Genomic DNA, 18376 nt, shown 5'->3' on the forward strand with positions numbered 1-18376 from the left:
TGCGTACGGGGCCGTGTAGTTGTTGTTGAGGCCCTTGACTCCGTGCGGGTGGTGCTAGCGCAGGGCCTCGAACAGGGCTTTCACCCCACGTGCTTCGCGCCTGCGGCGAGCTGTTCCAGGGACCGGTAGACCCATGGGTGTTAGGAGTCGAAGGCGTGGAACTGCTCGGTGATGGTCGGCCCCTGAGGGGAAGCGAAGGTCAGCATTCCGTCCTGGCTGATGGTGGACATGAGGGACGGGGACCTTGTCGTGCAGAGGGTCAGGGCGCCGGTGTCAGCGGGGCGGGCAGGGTGCGCAGTCGGATGAAGGCGGTTGCGAGACCAGCGGCTTGGAGCAGCGCGGCGACGGTGACGGCGTGCCCGAGCTGGGAGGGTGGGAGGGCGGTGACGAGCAGTCCGGCGGCGGGGAACGGCAGCAGGAGCAGCAGGATCGTCAGGCTGAGGGTGCTGCCGAAGACGTCGGCTGGGATCAGGTGGGAGCGCAGGGTGCGCAGGACGACGGTGAGGCCGCCTTCGCCGGCCATCAGGACGGCGATCAACAGCAGGTAGCTGTGGTAGGCATCGGCCTGGGAGACGGCGAGGGTGGCTCCGGCAGCGAGAACGGCGGCTGCGGTGCCGACCGGCCACAGGCCCCAGCGGTCGATCGCCCGGCGGGCGGCGGTGATGGCGAGCAGGGAGGCGACGGCGGCGGCGGACCAGATGAGTCCGGCGTCCGCACTGGAGCGCCGCAGTTCGGTGACCACGATCACCGGCATGGCCGCCTGCAGGACGGCGATGGCCGTGTTGGAGACCACGAGGCCGCCGACCAGCCAGGCCAAGGCGGGCAGAGAGCGCAATGTCGCCCACCCCGCCCTCAATCCTCCCTTGGTCAATGCCGCGCTCGTCGGCGTGTTCCGTTCCCCGGATCCAAGGGCGGCGGCGAGCAGGGAGAAGGCCGCGAGCGTGTCGAGCATGGCGGTCGGCCCGCCGTGCTCCAGCAGCAGGCCAGCGACCAGCGGTCCGGCGAGCATGGCGGTCTGGTCGATGCCCAGCAGCATGGACTGCACCCGGTGGGCCTGAGCGCCCGCGCTCCGGCTCGCGGCGCCGCCGGCGGTCTCGGCGGCCACGTAGCTGAACTCGGTGAGGATGCCGGTGGACGCGGCCAGCAGCATGACCGTGGCGGTCACCGCCAGCGACCCGGCGTCGAGCGCGGTCAGGACGCCGGCGGCGGCGAGCACGGCCAGGGCCCGCGCGAGGCAGGCTACCTGGAAGACGCGGGCCGTGCCGTGGCGGTCGACGACGGTGCCGGCCACGGTGAAGGCCGCAATGCGCGGAATCCATTCCAGTGCGAAGGCGAGGCCGGTCAGTGCGGCCGACCCGGTAGCGGCGAGGACGAGGAGGGGGATGCCGTAGGTGGCCATCGCGAAGGCGGCGCCGTCGGCGCTGCGCGGCAGGTAGATCCCGCGCAGGAGGCCAGGGGTAGATGTCACGCGGCGACGCCGTGGGTGCCGCGGGTTCGCTGGTGGGTGTGGATCCACTCGGCCAACAGCCGGTGAACACGGTCGAGTTCGGCATCGTGCTCGCTGTCGGAATTCTGCGTGTCGGCTGCCGGCGTGACCAGGAGGGCGAAGGTGTGCTGGATCCGTCCGGCGAAGTCGCACAGCGAAGCGGGATAGTTGTGCCGCCGGGCCCACCGCGCGGTCGCGTCGTACACGTCGGCGAGGTCTCGGCCGGCTGCCGAGAGGCCCACGCTGCCGGGAGTATGGGTGAGGAGGCCGAGGGCTTCTGCCTGTTCGATGGCCTGGCGGATCTGGTGGGTGGAGAGGTCCGCGAGGGTGCGTGTCATTGCGCGCATCGGTATCGCTCCGTGGTCGTCGATCTCGCTGACCAGGCGGATCAGGCCGGCGGAGGACAGCGCCGTGCACGTGTCGCGGAGCTGCTGATGGGAGAAGGCAGGGATCATCGGCGGGCTCCCCCAACCAGGAGGGCGGTCTTCACTTGGGCGGGGATGGCGTGGGAGAACAGCTCGCTGGGCTGCCAGCCGGGGCGGCGTGCGGGCTGCGGCGGTACAGCAGGGGCCCAGGGGACGGCGAGGGCCGGGAGCCGCGACTGGTGGCTTGTCCAGGCGCGAGCAAGAGCCATAGGTTCGGGGACAGGTTGCCCCCAGAGCGGATGCCGGGCGGCGTGGTCGAGTGGTCGTCCGGCGGACCACATGGACAGGGCTCCGAAAACGGGGCCGAGCGCGTCACCGGCCCGCGAGAGGCGGTAGGGCTGTCCGTTGCCCGTGGTCTTCACAAGGCCGTCATCGATGAGTTGCCGCAGCGGCGGGTAGATGTTGGTCCAGTAGCCGTCGGGGATGACGATGCGGGCCAGGGCCCGAGCACTCACCTCCTGCCGTGACTTGAGCACCCAGAGGATCGCAGGGGCCTGTCGGCGGGTGAGGAGGGTGAGGCTGTCCTCGACCTGCTCGATCACGGAAAGCGGCTGCTCCGACTTCTCCAGGTGTTCCTCGGCCCAGGCGGCCATCACGGGGAGCACCGGCAGGAGCTGTCGGCCCCGGGTGGTGAGGCCGTAGGTGACGTGACGCGCGGAGTGTTCGGCGCGCTCGGCCAGGCCGGCGTCGCACAGCGAGCGGATCTTGGGGTGCAGCTGGCCGCTCTGGAGGTACGGCAGCTTGGCTGCGATCTCCGTATAGCGCTGGGGCGGCTGGTTCAGGGTCAGCAGGATCCGCACGTTCCAGCGCGGGGTGATCATCTGGAGAGCTTCGGTGACCCGGGCGACGTCGGCGTCGTCGGCGGGCGGCAGACCGGTGGTGGCCAAGGGGGTGAACTCCTGTGTGCAGAAGGCCGGGCGCTGTCGGGTCAGCGGCTCGGGGCGGGGCTCGCGGCCGGTACGGGCGGAGGGGGAACGGGTGCTGCCGCCGAGGTGGTGGGCGGCTCCGGTGCCGGAGTGCGGCCGAGGCTGCGCAGGACCGCGTCGGTGGTTGAGGCTTGTGTGTCTCGGACGGCGACGGCTTCGGCGAGGCGGCGGGCGCAGTCGAGGATGTGGGAGACCTCGTGGGCACCGATCTGCCGCTCAGGGTGGGTCAGGTGCTGCAGCCGCTCTCGGTGCACGGTGATGCTCTGCTCGGCGAACGCCAGGGTGTGGTGGCTGCCGAGGAGCGCGGCCAGCATGCCGGGAGCCTGGTCCTGGGCGTGTGCTTCGAGGCTGGGCAGTTCGGCGCCGTACAGGTCCTCGATCCGCGCGGCGATCTCAGCGGCGGTGGGGTGGGTCAATCGGCGCTCATCGTCTTCGGCTGCGGGCCGCCCCGGCACGCGCGAGTGCTGGGGCGGCGGAGGCCGGGGGCAGGGTGGTGGTGACCGTCTGCTGGGCGAATCGGGCGGGGCGGGCTTGCTGGTGGAGCGGGGGCATGGTGCGCAGCAGGTCGTCCAGCGCGGCGCGGTAGCCGTCGCGGGCTGCCAGCGCTGCTTCCAGCCACTGCGTGTCCATCCGCAGGTCGTCCGCAGACAGTTCGTCCATGTCGCGGTCGGGCGCCATTGCCTCGTGCACGCGGTCACGGATCCGGGCGACCTGCTCCTCGGCCAGGGCGAGGAAGCTGCGCAGTTCCAGGGCTCGGGTGATGGCCGCGGAGGCGTCCGGGTCGGCTGCCTGCTCGTACAGGTCGGTGACCGGAGTGCCGAAGACCTCGTGAAGCCGGGCGTCCTGGGTGCAGGGCTTGTCGCGGACGCTCATCGCAGGGCTCCCCGGCCGGTGGTCGGCGCCGTCGCGGACCGGGCCGGTGCGCTGGTGGGCACGGCCGGGCCCGGACGCTGGCCGCGGTTGAGGCGGGCCAGTCGGTCGGCTTCGGGGCTCCGTTTGCCTGGTGCGTGGGCGAGCAGCCACCGTACGACCATGGCCCGCCCGTCGCGGGCGGTAACGGCCGTGTTGACGCGGTGGGCGAGGTCCATCGTGGGGTCGTCGACCTCGCTGGGCTGCGTTTCCAGGGCCCGTAGCAGGTCGTCCTCCGCGCGCTCCAAAGCGGTCTGGGATTCGGTGAGCAGACCGTGCCAGCGCACGACGTCGGTGGCCTGGAGATTAGCGTCCGGGGCGGCTGCGACGGCGGTCTTCAGCACGCCGATGCTCATGCCGAAACGTTGCTCGATCTGCTCGGTGAGCACGCCCACGACATCGTCTGCTTCGTCGGACACAGGGCTTTCCTTCCTGGGAGGCACACGGGATACAGGCAGGCAGAGTTCGAACGCTGGGTCAGTCCAGGCACATGCGGACGTCGCGGTAGACGTAGGTGCCGGAGACCCAGCCCTTCACGCCGGTGGTCGTGTCCGTGATGTAGTGCCAGTTCCCGCTGGTCTTGTGGACGGTGAAGCGGTGGCCGCGGTAGAGGATGCCGAGTCGGGTTGACTTGGCCGACGCCTTGGAGCGGATGACGACGGCCTGCGTGCCCACGACCCAGGGGCCGGGCCGGTCGCATGCCCGGGTGGCCGACATCGTGCTCGGCGCGGAAGCCGGAGCTGCTGTGGCCGCCGTCGCGGACACGAGCGGGAGGGCGAGCGCGCCAATAACGGCGGCGGACAGCGCTATTCGGGTTGAGCGCATGCGGAAGTAACCTCCATACGGAAAAAGGGGAATGCAGAGGCAAGTGGACCGGGCATTCGCCCTGTCGGCCGCTACTAGAGTCCACGGATTCGCCGGTTTGGCTAACCGGCGATCGTCGTCTATATTTCCGGCCGCTTCACGGGCTTGACTTCAGCGGCTGCGGCCCGTGGGGCGTTGGGCGGGGGCCGGAAGGGAATAGTCCGACCGTGGGACGGACCGGGCCGTGGGCTGGACTGGCGGCAGAGGAGGAGCCTCGCCGCTGAGGGCGTCTTCGCACCACTGCAGGGCTTCTGCGTAGGTGGCAAAGCCGCCCTCGCGCAGGGTGTGGGTCCAGGAGTCGGTGTCCACGTCCTCGTGGAGCACGCGAAATGGAGAAGGGCTGCCCTCGTCGAGGGAGCGCAGGACCACGACGGTCACGGCGTTGTCGGGGTCGTCGTCGGTGTAGCTGTGCAGAAGAGCGAAGTGATCGCCATCGTTCCTGAGCCGCTGTTCCAGCGCACGGGTCGTCTCGTCCGCTGGGGCGGTTCCCATGCCGGGCGCCAGGCTGATCTCCTGGGGCGGGCAGCCGCGGTGGATGAGCCAGGATTGTGCCATTGCCGGCAGAGGCAGTGTCGCGTGAGCGAAGCGGAACGTCTTCGTCTCAAGGTCGCGCTGCAGGTGCAGGGCGACGAGCTGTGGCTCCCCGGGGGTGCCCCAGGTGACGGCACCATTGTGGAGGACGTGGTAGCTCGCGCCTTCGGGGGCGTGATGCTCGGCCAACGGGGTGAGTTCGCTCTGCTCGATCTGGATCGCGTGCCAGAACGCTTCCTGGGTCTGCTCGTCGGCGGCTTCAAAGCCGTCCAGACGAAGGTCGAGTTCGGGTGGATGCATAGGCCCTTTCGGTGGGCGGGGCTGGGGCTGGTGTCAGTGGCGGCTGCGTGGGGTACCTCTTCAGGTCAGCGGGCCTGACGGTACGTGGGCGCCTGAGCCAGGCGGGGAGGGCCGGGCATCGCGGAGGGCAGCGGTCCGGGCTTTGGAATGGGCCCGCGGGTGGTGAGCTGCGGGGAACGGGAGCGGGCTGCATGGGTCCGGGCGCTGAGCGGCCTGCGGCTCATCTCCAAGCGCTTGCCGACGGTGTCGTATACGTCGTTGCCAGCCCGAGGCCGTACCGCGACAACGTGGATCTCCCGTCGGTGTGCGGACGTCTCGGGCGCCGGGCGGATGCCGTAGACGACGCGCCACTCCTTGCGGGAGTCCACGAACAGCTTCCGGTAGCCCTCCAGGTCGCCGGTGAGTCTGGTTCCGAAGCATTCGGCGTTCACGACTTCTTGCAGGTGGGCGAGGGTGAGGTCGCGGATGTCGCTGGGGGCCTGGACGAGGTCGGTCAGGGCGCGCGGGTCGAAGCTGAGCCCGAAGGCCGACTGCTGCCCGGCGCTCATGACGCCGGCTCGCCCGACATGCCGGCCTCCGACGCGTTTTCCTTCTCCGTGCGGGCCGAGGGCGGCGGGGCGGGCAGGAGGCGGTGCGCGGGCCGGTCCGGTGAGGTCATGCACGCCGACAGCGGACCTCCCGGTCCTCTGACGGCGACCATGGTGTGGGTGAGGAAGTCGCGGTGCCACACGAGCAGACCGCTGAGACCGGCCTCGGGGTCCTTGTGCTGCTGGTAGGCCAGCCACAGGGCGTGCAGCCAGGCCACGACGTCGCTGTGCTCCTGCCACTGCAGGCACCACGGGGCGGCCGTGGTGACCTCGGCCCCGTAGACGGGCAGCAGGAAGTCGTCCACCCAGTCCGACAGGGCATCCAGTTCGTCCTCGTACTCCTCGCCCTCCAGCTCCAGGATCGGCCGAGGCTCCGGCGGCGCCGCCGGCGGTGGTCCGCCGAGTCCCGGCATGCCGAAGGCGGCAAAGGGCGACGCACCCGTGTGCGGTGCGGGGGCGGAGGCGAGGTGGTCGAGCTGCTGGGCCTGCTGGGCGGACTGCTCCATCAGTTTCCGGACGCTGGCCTCGATCCCTTCAAGGTGAGGATCGGGGATGCGAACCGGCTCCAGCTCGCCCTCATCGGGCGGGTTTACGGGTTCAGACATGACGGGGCAGGGCCTCCTTACGCCGTGGCTGTCGGGGGAATGCGGCACCAATGAGCCGGCACCGGCTGGTGAGCTGCGGTGGTGTCAGACGGTCAGGACGACGTCGTCCTGGGTCAGGGTCTGGCGGACGGTCTCGGACAGCCGGTCGGCCGCGATGCTGGCGTAGTGCTCGGTCTTCTCCACGCCGATGAAGTCGCGCCCTTCCAGCAGGGCAGCGACACCGGTGGAGCCGGAGCCGGCGCAGAAGTCGAGCACCGTGCCGCCTTCGGGGCTGATCTTGACCAGCTCGCGCATCACCTCGACCGGCTTCTGCGTGATGTGCTGCCGCTTCGAGCCCGACGGCTGGGAGGCGGAGTACAGGCCGGGCAGGTAGACCGGGTTGCGGGAGCCGTCGATCGGGCCCTTCGATGCCCAGACGATGAACTCGCAGTTCTGGGTGAAGCGGCCCTTTTGCGGCCTGGCCTGCGGCTTGTGCCAGACCAGTACCCCGCGCCACAGCCATCCGGCGGCCTGGATCGCGTCCGTGGTGATGGGCAGCTGGCGCCAGTCGGTGAACAGCAGGGCGGTCCCGCCGGTCTTCGTCAGCCGGTGGGCTTCGGTCATGATCTGGGTCAGCCAGAAGCCGTAGCTGCGCTGGTCCATGTTCTCGCCGGTGAAGTCCGGCAGGGTGTGCTTGGCGTCGGCGGAGGTGTACTTCTGCTTGGCCGAGCGGGACGTGCGCTCCTTGGCGGTCCTGCCGCCGGAGTTGTACGGCGGGTCGGTGATCACGGAGTCGACGCAGTCGTCCGGCAGCGTGGACAGCACGCGCAGGGCGTCGCCCTGATGGAGAGAAAAAGGCAAAGAGATACCCCGATTCGGGTATGAGGGATTCGAGGGGACACCCCTCGCGCAAGGGAATCCGGGCGGGTTGGAAATCGGGTATGCAGGAGCCCGGGAAACCGCGAACCGGAGGGCGAGGGGAGTCCCAAAACTGTAGGGGCGAATTGGCCGCTCACCAAGAAGTGCCCTGCAGGGGAACGGATTCCAACCCTTCACGGCGACTTTTTGGTCAACCGCCGATCTGGGCCTACTGTTTTCGAACCGCCCGGCGCGCACCGCCGCTGGCACCTTCCCACCACACTCCGCGGAGGTACCCCCTGCCCCGGCATACCTCGCTACCCCGGCCCGCGGACTGAGCGGCAACTCGTCCGCAGGCCGGCGCCTCTCGATCGCCCACCCCGGCCGCCGCGCCCTTCCACTCGCCTCCACGCGTACGCGGCACGCCGGACACCCTCTCCGAAGGAGACCTTCGTGACGTCTCGTTACCCGCCCCTGCCCGCATCCTCCATGGTGCGAGGGGGCCGGGCAGGTTGAAGGCGTTCGCCGCCGGCATCGGCGTCGTCGTCCTCTCCCCCTTCCTCCTCGGCGGCGCGGCCATGATGATGGCCACGTCCAGCGAAGCCGCCGCACAGAGCAGCGCGTTCTTCCAGTGCCTGCCCGACCTGGACACCGACAGGGTCACCGAACAGGTCACCAAGATCCTCGACGGTGCGGACGCCTCCGACGTCGACGTCGAGGGCCTGGACCTGCCCGGTGAGCAGGTCCCGAACGCACAGACCATCGTCGCCACCGGGATCAGTCTCCACGTGCCCAAGCGCGGGCAAGTCGTCGCTCTCGCCACCGCCCTGCAGGAATCCCGGCTGCGCAACCTTGCCTACGGAGACCGCGACTCCCTGGGCCTGTTCCAGCAACGGCCCAGCCAGGGCTGGGGCACGGCCGAGCAGATCCGCGATCCCGTCTACGCGTCCGAGAGGTTCTACAAGGCGCTCCTGCAGCTGAGCGGCTGGCAGCAGATGACCGTGACTCAGGCCGCGCAGGCGGTGCAGAAGTCCGGCTACCCGGACGCCTACGCCCAGTGGGAGCCGCTGGCGACCGCGCTGCAGAAGGCCATCGCCACCACCTTCCCCGGCGCCAGCGCCGATGCCGGCCAGGAGACCGGCGCCGCCACCTCGCTGTCCGACTGCACCACGCAGGACGGCTCGCCCTTCGGGAAGATCCCGGAAGGCGCCGTCCCGAAGGGTTACAAGATCCCCAAGGACGCCGACCCGCGTGCCCGCAAGGCGATCGTCTGGGCGATGCATCAGCTCGGCACGATGTACCAGTGGGGTGGCACCTGCACCGCGCCGCACGGACCGGACCCGATGGGCCGCTGCGACTGCAGCTCGCTGATGCAGCAGGCGTACGCCAAGGTCGGCATCCAGCTCACCCGCACCACGTACACGCAGGTCAGCGAGAGCAAGGCCGTCTCCGTGAAGGCCATGAAGCCCGGTGACCTGATCTTCAGCCGCGGCACCGCCGTACGTCCCGAGCACGTCGGCATGTATCTGGGCGAGGGGCTCGTCATCGAAGCACCGCGCACAGGCAAGCCCGTGCGCATCACCCCGCTCAAGGACTGGGACGTCCTCGCCGTGCGCCGCGTCCTGTGACGCCCACCTCCGCCCGACCCGCCCCTTCCGCTTCCTACTTCGGCCCCCTGGCCCGTGTACGCAAGGAGCCTTGCCGCACCCATGACACCTCTCGCCGACCGGCTCTATCTCGCCTTCGACCCCGGGATCACTCCCAAGGGCGGTGGCCTGCCGGGGCTCTCTGTCCTGAAGAACGTCGTCTCCAGCATCAACATGTTCGGCATCATCGCCGTGGTCGGTGCCCTCGCCGTCAGCCTGGCGGTGTGGGCCTGGGGACACCACACCGGTGGCCACCAGGCCGAGGCGAACGGCAAGAAGGGCGCAATCGTGGCCGCGGGTGCCGCCCTCGGCCTCGGCGCCGCGAACGGCATCGTCGCCTTCTTCTCGGCCCTGGGGTCGCAGGTCCACTGATGAAGAAGCGATTCTCCCTGTCGAACTACGGCATCGGCTGGTCGGCAAACCGCCGCATCTTCGTGATCGCCGTGGTCTTGGTGTCGCTGCTCGCCCTGGCCGGTGTGACCGCCTACGTCACCGGCCGCAGCGGGCAGCATCACTCTTCGGCCGGCCCGACGCCGTCGGCACCGCCCGGCCCGGCATCGTCGGCCCCCTCCTCCAAGGAACCGGGAGCCGAGACGGGGTCGGTGCCCGCGCCGCCGCAGATCTCCGATCCCGTCGCCTTCGCCAAGGCCGCAGCCGAGATGCTCTGGTCGTACGACACCCGCGACACCAGCCGCGAGCAGCAGCTTGCCGGCATGGAAGCGTGGATGACGACGGAGAGCGAGTACAGCGACTGGTCCTCGATCTCCGCGCAGATGCCCGACCCGACCCTGTGGTCGCGCATGGCCGACCAGAGGCAGCACGCCACCGCCACCGTCGCCGAGGCCCACTATCCGGCCGCCTTCAAGCAGGCCCTGGCCGAGGCCCCTTCCGCGATCACCGAGGCGTACATCTACGCCGTGACCGTCACCGGCAAGCAGACCATCGCCTGGGCCAAGGGCGGCGGCGGGGCGGAGGACCGCTCCATCACCCTCGCCGTGCAGTGCCGGCCCTCGGCCGACTGCTCGCTCGTCGCCATCGCCCCGAACGTCGCGCCCTGACCGAAAGGAGTCCCCATGGGGTTCTGCGATCTCCCCCTCGCAGGCACGGTCTGCGCGGTCGGCGAAGCCGTGGATTTCGCCTCCGACCCGGGTAAGGCGATCGGTGACTGGATGGCTCGGAGCGCCGGCGAACTCGCCGCCGCCTCGGCCGACCTCGCGGCCAGGGCGGTCGACTCCACCACTCGCGTCGACCTCAACGCGGGCTGGTTCCGCGACAACTACGAGACGATCCTCCCGATCGCCCTGGTCGTTCTGGTGGCCACGTTCTGTGCTCAACTCGTCCGCGCCGCGATCAGACGCGACGGCCAGGCCCTGATGCAGGCATTCACCGGCACGGCCTCCGGCGTGCTCTTCGCGTTCGCCGCCATCGCCCTGACCACCGTCGCGGTCGAAGTGGTCGACGCCCTGTCCGCCGGCCTGCTCAAAGCAGCGAACCTGGACATCGAGTCCGCCGTCCGCCGCATCGTCAAGGTCGGGCAGCTCGGCGCCGTCAGCAGCCTGGGCTGGCTCGTGATGGTGTTCGCCGCGCTCGGAGCCGCCATCGGAGCGCTCCTCTACTGGTGCGTGATGATGGTCCGCAAGGTCGGCATCCTGGTCATGGTCACGCTGGCCGCATTCGCCGGGGCCGGCGGCGGCTGGGAAGTCGCACGCCGGTGGCGCAAGGGCTGGATCGAGGCCACCGCCACCCTCGTCGTCTCCAAGCTGCTGATGACGATCATCTTCGTCCTCGGCGTCGCAGCCATGGGCAGGACCGAGGCCGAGGACGGCCTGGCCGCGCTGGCCGATGTCCTCGCGGGCATCGTGATCATGATCCTGGTGCTGCTCTGCCCCTACGCGACCTTCAAGTTCGTGCACTGGGCGGCCGAAGGGTCCGACGGGGAAACGTTGCACCGCGCCGGCGGCGCCGGTGCGCAGCTCGCCAAGCAGCATGCCGAGCGCACCGGGAGAAAGGCGGCCGCGATGGCGGCCACCGCCGGAACCGGCGGTGCGGCAGCCGGCGCGGGCGCCGGGGCCGCTCCGCAGGGGCCGGACACCATCCCCGGAAGCGGCGGGTTTCCCGGCGACATCGCGCCTGGCCCGAGCGGCGGAGGCAGCAGCCAGGAGAGCGCGCAGTCCGGCGGCTCGGGCGTCTCGCCTGGCGGAGGCGCCGTCAAGTCCGGATTGGAGAAGGCCGTGCAGCCCGCGCCGACCAGCGTCACCGACGATGCGAGCGGCCGGGTCGGCGGCGGTCCCGCCGGTGGCGGCTCACGATCCGGTGCTGCGTCCGGTCGGGTCGGTGGGTGGAGTTCCACGCCGCCGTCCACCACGCCTCCGCCGCAGGACGCCCCACCGTCCTCCGGCTCGCAGGCGGCCGGTGCCGGCAGCGGCGCGGCATTCCCTCCGCCTCCCACGACCAGCCTCTGATCGCCCTGGCCATGCCCGGGGGCGGGACGGGCACCTCGCTCCCCGCACCCGGGCCCCGCCAGCGTCCCTTGGACCAGCCCCTTGTCTGATCTCTCCGTCGCCCCGGTCACGGTGAAGTTCCCGCACCGCTCCCGCCGCGGCATCCTCCTCGGCCTCTCCCTCCCCCAACTCGTCCTCGTCTCCTGCGCACTGGCGCTGCTGCTGGTGACAGTGGTCTCCACCGGCCTGCTCGGCGCCGTGGCGCTGGCCCCGCTGTGGGCGGCCGTCGCCGCGCTGGTCACGATCCGCCGCCACGGCCGGTCGCTGATCGACTGGGCGCCGATCGTCACCCGCTACGCGATCCGCCGCCGCGCCGGGCACACGCTCTGGCTCGCCCGGCCGGTCAGCCGGCCGCGGCGGGACGGCATCCTGCACCTGCCCGGCACCGCCGCGTCCCTGAAGGTCGTCACCCCCGGCGATTCGGCCAACGGCGCCGCGGCCGTCCACGACCCGCATCGGCAGACCCTCACCGCCGTCGCCCGCGTCACGTCCCGTGCGTTCGCCCTGCTCGACCCGGCCATGCAGAACGTGAATGTGAACGGCTGGGGCCGCGCGCTGGCCGGCATCGCCCGCACCGGACACGTCGCCACCGTGCAGGTCCTGGAACGCACCGTCCCCGACTCCGGCGACACCCTCTCCCGGCACTGGGCGCAGCACGGCCGGCCCGAGGCCCCGGTCGCCGGGCAGATCTACTCCGAGCTGGTCGCCTCCGCTGGACCGGCAGCCGCCCCGCACGAGACCTACCTCGCCATCTCTCTCGACCTGAAGGCCGCCAAGCGGCTCACCAGCCAGGCCGGAGGAGGGATGCCCGGCGCATTCACGGTCATGGAGCAGACCACCTCCTCCATCGCCCTGGCCGCCCGCGACGCCGGCCTCATGGTCACCGGTTGGCTGTCCGCCCGGGAGATCGCCGCCGTCATCCGCACCGCCTACGACCCCAAGGCCCTCGCCGCCCTGCAGCAGTGGTCCTACACCGGTCGGGCGGAGGCCGATCCGGCCGCCGCCGGCCCCGTCGTCCAGGTCGAGGAATACGACCGGCTCGCCACCGATACCGCGCGCCACGCCACGTACTGGGTGGAGAACTGGCCCCGCACAGAGTCGCATGCCGGTTTCCTGCACGGGCTCATGTTCACCGCAGGCGTCCGCCGCAGTCTCTCCCTCATCTACGCCCCGCAGGCGCTCGAGTCCGCGCTCCGCGATGTCCAGCGCCGCAAGGCCGCGATCATCGCCGACGCCAGCGAACGCGCCCGCCGCGGCCAGGTCGACAGCGAGGAAGACTCCGTCGAATACGCCGACGTCAAGACCCGCGAACGGCAGCTCATCGCCGGGCACGCCGACGTAGCCCTGACCGGCCTGGTCACCGTTACCGCCGAGACCGACGCCCTGCTCGACGCGGCCTGCGCACAGATCGAAACCGCCGCCGTCACCGCCTGCGTCGACCTGCGCCGCCTCAACTACCAGCAGCCCGAAGCCTTCACCCTCGGCGCACTCCCCCTCGCCCGCACCGCCCTGTGAACGACACCGTCCCCCGCCGGACCATCCGCCCACCCTGCCACCGGCTGGCGGCAGGAAGGACCGTCCTCTTTGACCATCACGACCTCTCCCGACGACACACATCCCTACCTCCGCGCCGCAAGCGCCGGAATCCGCCACCACCGAAAGGTCGCGCAGACCGAGCGCACGGCGGTCGACCGCGGGCACCTCGACGTGCTGCACGCCCACCTCATCGCCGTGCACCAGCTCGTCGACCAGCTCGCCGACACAGCCCGGTCCTCTCATCCGGCCGCAGGCCGGCGCCTCACCACCGCCCAAATCCGGCTCTGGCAGGCCACCGCAGAGATCCACTCCGCCTTCCACCTCCTGCCGGCAGCCCTCGCCCCGACCAGCGCCCAGGCCACCGAGTGCCGCCCCGAACGGCTCCCCGAGGGACCGCCGGTGCTGACCATCTGCCAGCGCCACCTGGCGGCCGGACACATCGTCCGCCGCAAGAACACACCCACCGACCTCAACCGCCCGCCGCACACCACCGCGTGCATCCGATGAGCACCATCCGCCAATCCGAGAGCCCCCGATGAGCCAATGGCCCGCACGCCGAGCCCGGCGCGCCTCAGCCTCTCCCCTGTTCACCCCGCACGGAACCGACCGGGCCAGCCGCAAGGCAGCCCGCCGCCAGCTCGCCGAAGCCGCTGTCAAGGCCCGATCCGAAGCCGCCGTCCATGCCACAGCCACGGCCCCCGCCGAGAACGAGAACCCGACTCCTCTTTACCCGCCCAGCGGACGCCCCGGCCCCGCCTCGGCCCGCGGGAACCGGCTCAAGATCCCCGCCCACCGCATGACGACCGCCATTGCCGCTGGGGCATATCCCTTCCTCGCCGAAGGCGGGCTCGGCGCCGAGGGCATCTACATCGGCCGCGACGTCCACGCGGAAGCGAGCTTCGTCTTCGACCCGTTCGCTCTGTACGGCAAGGTCGAGGGCTTCACCAACCCGAACGTCCTGCTGGCCGGGGTGATCGGGCAGGGCAAGAGCGCGCTGGCCAAGAGCTTCGCGCTCCGCTCCGTCGCCTTCGGCTACCGCGTCTACGTGCCCTGCGACCCCAAGGGCGAGTGGACGCCCGTGGCCGCCGCGCTCGGCGGCACGTCCGTCGCGCTCGGCCCCGGACTTCCCGGCAGGCTGAACCCGCTGGACGCCGCACCGCGCCCCGCCTCCGTCTCGGAGACCGACTGGGCAGGGGAGATCCGCAAGCGCCGGCTGCTCCTGCTCAGCTCCCTGGCCCGCACCGTCCTGGGCCGGGACCTGCTCCCGATGGAGCACACCGCCCTCGACGTCGCCCTCGACGCCGTCGTCACCCGGGCTGCCGACACAGGCCGGACACCGCTCCTCGGCGACGTCGCCGCCGCCCTCAACAGCCCCGACCAGCTCGACGAGGCCGCCGGCCTCATGTCCGGACGGCTCGGGGACGCCGCACGCGACCTCGCCCACGCCATGCGCCGACTCGTCCACGGCGACCTCGCAGGCATGTTCGACGCCCCCAGCACGGTCGCCTTCGATCCCAACAGCCCGATGCTCACCATCGACCTCGCGCGGCTGGGCGGATCCGGCGACGACACCGCCCTCGTCCTCGCCATGACCTGCGCCTCCGCCTGGATGGAATCCGCCCTCACCGACCCGCGCGGCGGCCGGCGCTGGATCGTCTACGACGAAGCCTGGCGCCTGATGCGCCACCCCGGACTCCTCCAGCGCATGCAGACCCAGTGGAAACTCTCCCGCGGCCTCGGCATCGCCAACCTGATGGTCATCCACCGGCTGTCCGACCTGCTCACCGCCGGCGACGCCGGATCCCAGGGCCGCGCCCTGGCCGAAGGACTCCTCGCCGACTGCTCCACCCGGATCATCTACCGCCAGGAGACCGACCAGCTCCACGCCGCAGCCACCCTCCTCGGCCTCACCTCCGTCGAAGCCGAAGCCATCGCCCACCTCAACCGCGGACGCGGCCTGTGGAAGGTCGCCGGCAGGAGCTTCATCGTCCAACACCTCCTCCACGCCCACGAGCTGGCCCTGTTCGACACGGACGCCCGCATGCACTGAAAAGTCCGTGAGTTCACGGATACCGATCCGCGGTCTCGGCCACTCATCTGCACCGCGCCGCTGACGGTTTCGCCCTAGCCGATCACTGCCCCGCTGCACCCAGGAGGACCCCTGCATCCACTCCACCTCGGCACCTTCGCCACAGCACTCGCAACGCACCTGCCCGGACAGTGGCACCGCAAGTACCTCGGTTTTCCCCCGCCCTCAGGCCAGCCACATGTGGCCGACCGGATCTGGGACTGCGGGCCGGCCCACTCGGCCCTGCTCGACTGGCCCGACACCCCTACGGCCTTCCTCGAAGGACCGGACGGCGAGCAACTCTGCGTGATGGAACGCCCCCGCTATCCCCACCAGTACCTGGTGGCCCCCGTGCAGTCCGACGGATTCCAAGCGCACCACTTCAGCGGGGTCGACGAGCCCAACGGGATCGCAGTCCCCGACGATCCGGTCCGCGCCGCAGCCGCCGTCAGCCGGCGGGTCCTGCCCCGGCTCCAGGACGCCCTGGCAGCCGTACAGCACAACGCAGCCGTACAGCCCGAGCCGCCCCACCTGCCCGAACCACCGCAGGTGGCGCGCGTCGTCACCCTGACCTGGTACGAGGACGGCGCCCTCGGCACGCCTTACAAGAGCGTCCCCGAGGACGCCCACACGGACTTGTACGGGCTCGGCTTTCAGTACCACCCCCACCAGGCCGCGTTCCTGCTTCCTGCCGCGTACGGCGAGGACGGCCGCGACCTGCGCCTGCGAGCGCTGGTTCACCAGCTCGCCCAGAAGGGCATCGGCGTGAACCTCCGACACACCCCAACACCCACCGCTGCAGTCCCGCGTCCAGCCGTCCCCATACCGACAAGCCCTTCGGTGACTGCCCACCGCCGATGACCCGACCGCTCGCCGCGCCCTTTCCCGTTCCCAGCCAAGAGGAGCCCCCATCCGCCCCGCCCGCCGCACGCTGCCCCTGGTCACCGCCGCTGTCTGCGTCGCTCTCGCCGCGACCGCCTGCTCCAGCGACACCGACGGCAACACCCCGGCTGCCGCAGGCCACACGAAGTCGCCCAGCGTCGCACCAAAGCCGGCCCCCGCGCTCACCCCGGCCGAGGCCCGAGACGCCATCGCCTCCTACTCGAGGACGAACAACCTCGCGTACATCAAGCGCGACCGCGCGCTCCTCGACACCGTCGAGGGCGGCCCCCGGTACGCGATGTCGCTGGCCAACCTCAAGGAAGACGACGCCCTGCCGAAGGCGGACCGAAAACCGTACCGGCCGTGGTCGTACGACCTTGCCGCAACCGACCTCTACATCCCGCGCCTGAAGCACGGGCAGCAGCGGTGGTTCGCCGCCGTCACCCGGGCCGGCAGCAACAAGCAGCACGCCCGCGTCCTGGTCCTGGCCGAGAACGCGAAGTCGAAGCGGTGGGAGATGGTCGCCACCGTCGACCTCGACGACCCCTCCCAACTCCCGAAGATCATGCTGGACAAGGACGGCTACGCCACCGCAGTCGACCCCGCCTCCAAGTCCCTGGCCGCTCCCGTCGACCTGCTGCGCTCGGCCGTGATCGACAATTTCGCCACCGGAGGCGACCTCACCGGGCGCAAGGTGCTTGCCCCCACCGAGGCCGCCAAGCGGCAGGTCAAGGTCCACAACGACACGATCCACAAGTTCGGCACCCGAGGCACCACCCAGTTCGCGTCCGCGGCCACGCAGTTCCCCGACAGCTACGCGTTGAAGACCTCCACGGGCGCGCTCGTCGTCTTCTCCCACAACCACACCCAGCACGACGCCGTCGCTGCGCCGGGTCTGATGATCGTGCCGGACAAGCAGGACCGCGCCTGGCTCGGCACCACGCCCCGCCCCGCCTTCACCTACACCTTCACCTGCTCGGACGTCGCCGCCATTCCGACCGCGCCCGAGCCGTCCAGGCTGCTGGGCTACGGATGCCGCCGCACGGACGCCGAGGCGAGCGGGCCCAGCACCGCCGTCTAGGAGACCGTATGCAACATCCCGACTTCGAGCTGTACGACAACGTCGGCCGCGACGGCGACCAGGTCGCCGCCGCCCGGTACGGCATCGCCACCCGCGACGACCTGCTGCGCTGGGCGAAGCGGGACGCCGAGCCCTTCCTGGCCGAACACCCGCTGCCGGACGAACCGCTACCGAGCCCCGACCTCGCTCCCTACCTCAACGCACTTGCCGCCGCCGAGACTCTTGCCGAGGTCAGCGCCGTCACTCAGCATCTGCTGGACGCCGCCGACCCCGTGCTGCGCGCGGTGAGCGACTACCTCGTGGCCGCCGCCCAGTGGCGCGGCCAGAACCGCGGAGCAGAGAAGGGCTCGCCGCCCAAGCTGCTGATGGAAGCGGCCAACCGCAGCCTGTCTGTGCTGGCCATCGCGGACGAAGCCGACCTGGCGATCCTGCGTGCCGAGTACGACCCCGCACCGGCACCGCCGAAGGCACCCGCCTCCGGCCGCCCCCAGGCACCGTCCGGTCTTCCCCCGAGCCCACCGCCCACCCCGCGCACCGGCCCCGCACCCGGCCGGTAGCCGCTTGACGCCACGGAAGGCCAACCTGTCGACCCGAGCGTTCATCGCCCGCCCCACCGAGACCGGATACGCGGGCATCTACGTCCACTTCGACGGCGTGCCCAGCCACCACCTGCCCCTCCTGCTCACCGCATACCAGCACCGCTTCCGGCGGGACATCGAGGCCATGTCCCGCCACCTCGTGGACGACGTCGCCGTCGGCTGGGATGAACTCGGCACCGACCTCCTCGACGGCGCCCCGCCCGAGATCATCACCGCGCTGACCGGCGGTGAACAGTGGCTCAGCAGCACCTTGGACCACCTGATCACCCCGGACGGCTCTCCACCGACCCGTATGACGGTCACCAGCGAGACCGCGGAGCAGCAGGACCTGCAGTGGGGCTACATCCTGCGGCCGCACGGCATCGAAGTGATCAGCGTGGCCCATGCCAACACCGGTCCGGTCGTCGCTTGGGACACCGATCCCCGCACTCGCTTCAGCGACCACCCCGGGCACTGGCCCGCCCCAGCCCCTGCGCCCGGTATCGCCTCCACCCGCGCCGCCCGGCCACCCCTGACCTTTCCCGCAGCGGCGCGTGGAAGCTCCCGCACCGCGCGACCGGCGACCCGCCGCTGACTCCGCCCTGTCCACTCCT

General features: G+C 70.9%; 22 protein-coding genes. 11 read left to right on the forward strand and 11 right to left on the reverse strand.

Features of this window, described 5'->3' with window-relative positions; genetic code table 11:
• Positions 1-259 precede the first annotated feature (259 nt).
• The 11 genes from ACWC91_RS27535 to ACWC91_RS27585 all read right to left on the reverse strand — a co-directional run bounded on the left by ACWC91_RS27535 (position 260) and on the right by ACWC91_RS27585 (position 7473).
• Positions 260-1468: an MFS transporter gene (locus tag ACWC91_RS27535; RefSeq protein WP_390873379.1), complete on the reverse strand. Its 1209-nt coding sequence runs from the start codon at positions 1466-1468 to the stop codon at positions 260-262.
• Entirely contained in the window at positions 1465-1941 is a 477-nt protein-coding gene (locus ACWC91_RS27540) for a hypothetical protein (protein WP_390873378.1), read from the reverse strand. The genes ACWC91_RS27535 and ACWC91_RS27540 overlap by 4 nt, the downstream gene beginning before the upstream one ends.
• Positions 1938-2798 carry a winged helix-turn-helix transcriptional regulator gene (locus ACWC91_RS27545; RefSeq protein ID WP_390873377.1) on the reverse strand — a complete coding sequence of 287 codons (861 nt, stop codon included), beginning with the start codon at positions 2796-2798 and terminating at the stop codon, positions 1938-1940. Before ACWC91_RS27545 ends, ACWC91_RS27540 begins: the two co-directional genes overlap by 4 nt.
• 41 nt (positions 2799-2839) lie before the next feature.
• Positions 2840-3253 carry a hypothetical protein gene (locus tag ACWC91_RS27550; protein WP_390873376.1) on the reverse strand — a complete coding sequence of 138 codons (414 nt, stop codon included), beginning with the start codon at positions 3251-3253 and terminating at the stop codon, positions 2840-2842.
• Positions 3254-3260: 7 nt separating this feature from the next.
• Positions 3261-3710 carry a hypothetical protein gene (locus ACWC91_RS27555; RefSeq protein WP_390873375.1) on the reverse strand — a complete coding sequence of 150 codons (450 nt, stop codon included), beginning with the start codon at positions 3708-3710 and terminating at the stop codon, positions 3261-3263.
• Positions 3707-4165, reverse strand: a complete 459-nt coding sequence (locus tag ACWC91_RS27560; RefSeq protein WP_390873374.1) for a hypothetical protein — start codon at positions 4163-4165, stop codon at positions 3707-3709. The genes ACWC91_RS27555 and ACWC91_RS27560 overlap by 4 nt, the downstream gene beginning before the upstream one ends.
• 58 nt (positions 4166-4223) lie before the next feature.
• A complete protein-coding gene (locus ACWC91_RS27565) occupies positions 4224-4571 on the reverse strand; it encodes an SH3 domain-containing protein (protein WP_390873373.1) in 348 nt (115 codons plus the stop codon).
• Between the two features lie 150 nt (positions 4572-4721).
• Complete coding sequence (locus tag ACWC91_RS27570) at positions 4722-5441, reverse strand: hypothetical protein (protein WP_390873372.1); 720 nt, start codon at positions 5439-5441, stop codon at positions 4722-4724.
• A 65-nt stretch (positions 5442-5506) separates the two neighbouring features.
• Positions 5507-5989 carry a hypothetical protein gene (locus ACWC91_RS27575; protein WP_390873371.1) on the reverse strand — a complete coding sequence of 161 codons (483 nt, stop codon included), beginning with the start codon at positions 5987-5989 and terminating at the stop codon, positions 5507-5509.
• The gene (locus tag ACWC91_RS27580; protein ID WP_390873398.1) at positions 5986-6534 is read right to left on the reverse strand and encodes a DUF4913 domain-containing protein; all 549 of its coding nucleotides are present in this window, start codon (positions 6532-6534) and stop codon (positions 5986-5988) included. Before ACWC91_RS27580 ends, ACWC91_RS27575 begins: the two co-directional genes overlap by 4 nt.
• Positions 6535-6717: 183 nt before the next feature.
• Entirely contained in the window at positions 6718-7473 is a 756-nt protein-coding gene (locus ACWC91_RS27585; RefSeq protein WP_390873370.1) for a DNA-methyltransferase, read from the reverse strand.
• 509 nt (positions 7474-7982) lie between these two features.
• On the opposite strand from ACWC91_RS27585, the gene ACWC91_RS27590 reads away from it, so the two are divergent.
• The 11 genes from ACWC91_RS27590 (at position 7983) to ACWC91_RS27640 (ending at position 18357) form a co-directional block, all read left to right on the forward strand.
• Positions 7983-9098 carry a C40 family peptidase gene (locus tag ACWC91_RS27590; RefSeq protein WP_390873369.1) on the forward strand — a complete coding sequence of 372 codons (1116 nt, stop codon included), beginning with the start codon at positions 7983-7985 and terminating at the stop codon, positions 9096-9098.
• Positions 9099-9179: 81 nt separating this feature from the next.
• Positions 9180-9488 carry a DUF6112 family protein gene (locus ACWC91_RS27595; RefSeq protein WP_390873368.1) on the forward strand — a complete coding sequence of 103 codons (309 nt, stop codon included), beginning with the start codon at positions 9180-9182 and terminating at the stop codon, positions 9486-9488.
• On the forward strand, positions 9488-10174 hold the full coding sequence (locus ACWC91_RS27600; protein WP_390873367.1) for a hypothetical protein: 687 nt from the start codon (positions 9488-9490) through the stop codon (positions 10172-10174). The genes ACWC91_RS27595 and ACWC91_RS27600 overlap by 1 nt, the downstream gene beginning before the upstream one ends.
• Positions 10175-10189: 15 nt before the next feature.
• A complete protein-coding gene (locus tag ACWC91_RS27605) occupies positions 10190-11578 on the forward strand; it encodes an SCO6881 family protein (RefSeq protein WP_390873366.1) in 1389 nt (462 codons plus the stop codon).
• 81 nt (positions 11579-11659) lie between these two features.
• A complete protein-coding gene (locus ACWC91_RS27610) occupies positions 11660-13132 on the forward strand; it encodes an SCO6880 family protein (RefSeq protein WP_390873365.1) in 1473 nt (490 codons plus the stop codon).
• A 69-nt stretch (positions 13133-13201) separates the two neighbouring features.
• Positions 13202-13660, forward strand: a complete 459-nt coding sequence (locus tag ACWC91_RS27615) for a DUF6238 family protein (protein ID WP_390873364.1) — start codon at positions 13202-13204, stop codon at positions 13658-13660.
• A gap of 28 nt (positions 13661-13688) precedes the next feature.
• The gene (locus tag ACWC91_RS27620; protein WP_390873363.1) at positions 13689-15203 is read left to right on the forward strand and encodes a VirB4 family type IV secretion system protein; all 1515 of its coding nucleotides are present in this window, start codon (positions 13689-13691) and stop codon (positions 15201-15203) included.
• Between the two features lie 219 nt (positions 15204-15422).
• Positions 15423-16082, forward strand: coding sequence for a hypothetical protein (locus ACWC91_RS27625; protein WP_390873362.1), 660 nt, complete (start codon positions 15423-15425; stop codon positions 16080-16082).
• 319 nt (positions 16083-16401) lie between these two features.
• Entirely contained in the window at positions 16402-17184 is a 783-nt protein-coding gene (locus ACWC91_RS27630) for a hypothetical protein (protein WP_390873361.1), read from the forward strand.
• Between the two features lie 8 nt (positions 17185-17192).
• Entirely contained in the window at positions 17193-17741 is a 549-nt protein-coding gene (locus ACWC91_RS27635; protein WP_390873360.1) for a hypothetical protein, read from the forward strand.
• Between the two features lie 4 nt (positions 17742-17745).
• Positions 17746-18357 (forward strand): hypothetical protein, encoded by a 612-nt coding sequence (locus ACWC91_RS27640; RefSeq protein WP_390873359.1) that lies wholly within the window; start codon positions 17746-17748, stop codon positions 18355-18357.
• The last annotated feature ends 19 nt before the right edge of the window (positions 18358-18376 follow it).

The sequence above is a fragment of the Streptomyces sp. NPDC001204 genome (assembly GCF_053598035.1).

Coding starts and splice junctions, on each gene's coding strand:
- ACWC91_RS27570 (WP_390873372.1), bottom strand. CDS start 5,441: ATGCATCCACCCGAACTCGACCTTCGTCTGGACGGCTTTGAAGCCGCC.
- ACWC91_RS27605 (WP_390873366.1), top strand. CDS start 10,190: ATGGGGTTCTGCGATCTCCCCCTCGCAGGCACGGTCTGCGCGGTCGGC.
- ACWC91_RS27580 (WP_390873398.1), bottom strand. CDS start 6,534: ATGGAGCAGTCCGCCCAGCAGGCCCAGCAGCTCGACCACCTCGCCTCC.
- ACWC91_RS27555 (WP_390873375.1), bottom strand. CDS start 3,710: ATGAGCGTCCGCGACAAGCCCTGCACCCAGGACGCCCGGCTTCACGAG.
- ACWC91_RS27575 (WP_390873371.1), bottom strand. CDS start 5,989: ATGAGCGCCGGGCAGCAGTCGGCCTTCGGGCTCAGCTTCGACCCGCGC.
- ACWC91_RS27595 (WP_390873368.1), top strand. CDS start 9,180: ATGACACCTCTCGCCGACCGGCTCTATCTCGCCTTCGACCCCGGGATC.
- ACWC91_RS27565 (WP_390873373.1), bottom strand. CDS start 4,571: ATGCGCTCAACCCGAATAGCGCTGTCCGCCGCCGTTATTGGCGCGCTC.
- ACWC91_RS27540 (WP_390873378.1), bottom strand. CDS start 1,941: ATGATCCCTGCCTTCTCCCATCAGCAGCTCCGCGACACGTGCACGGCG.
- ACWC91_RS27620 (WP_390873363.1), top strand. CDS start 13,689: ATGAGCCAATGGCCCGCACGCCGAGCCCGGCGCGCCTCAGCCTCTCCC.
- ACWC91_RS27635 (WP_390873360.1), top strand. CDS start 17,193: ATGCAACATCCCGACTTCGAGCTGTACGACAACGTCGGCCGCGACGGC.
- ACWC91_RS27630 (WP_390873361.1), top strand. CDS start 16,402: ATGTCGCTGGCCAACCTCAAGGAAGACGACGCCCTGCCGAAGGCGGAC.
- ACWC91_RS27600 (WP_390873367.1), top strand. CDS start 9,488: ATGAAGAAGCGATTCTCCCTGTCGAACTACGGCATCGGCTGGTCGGCA.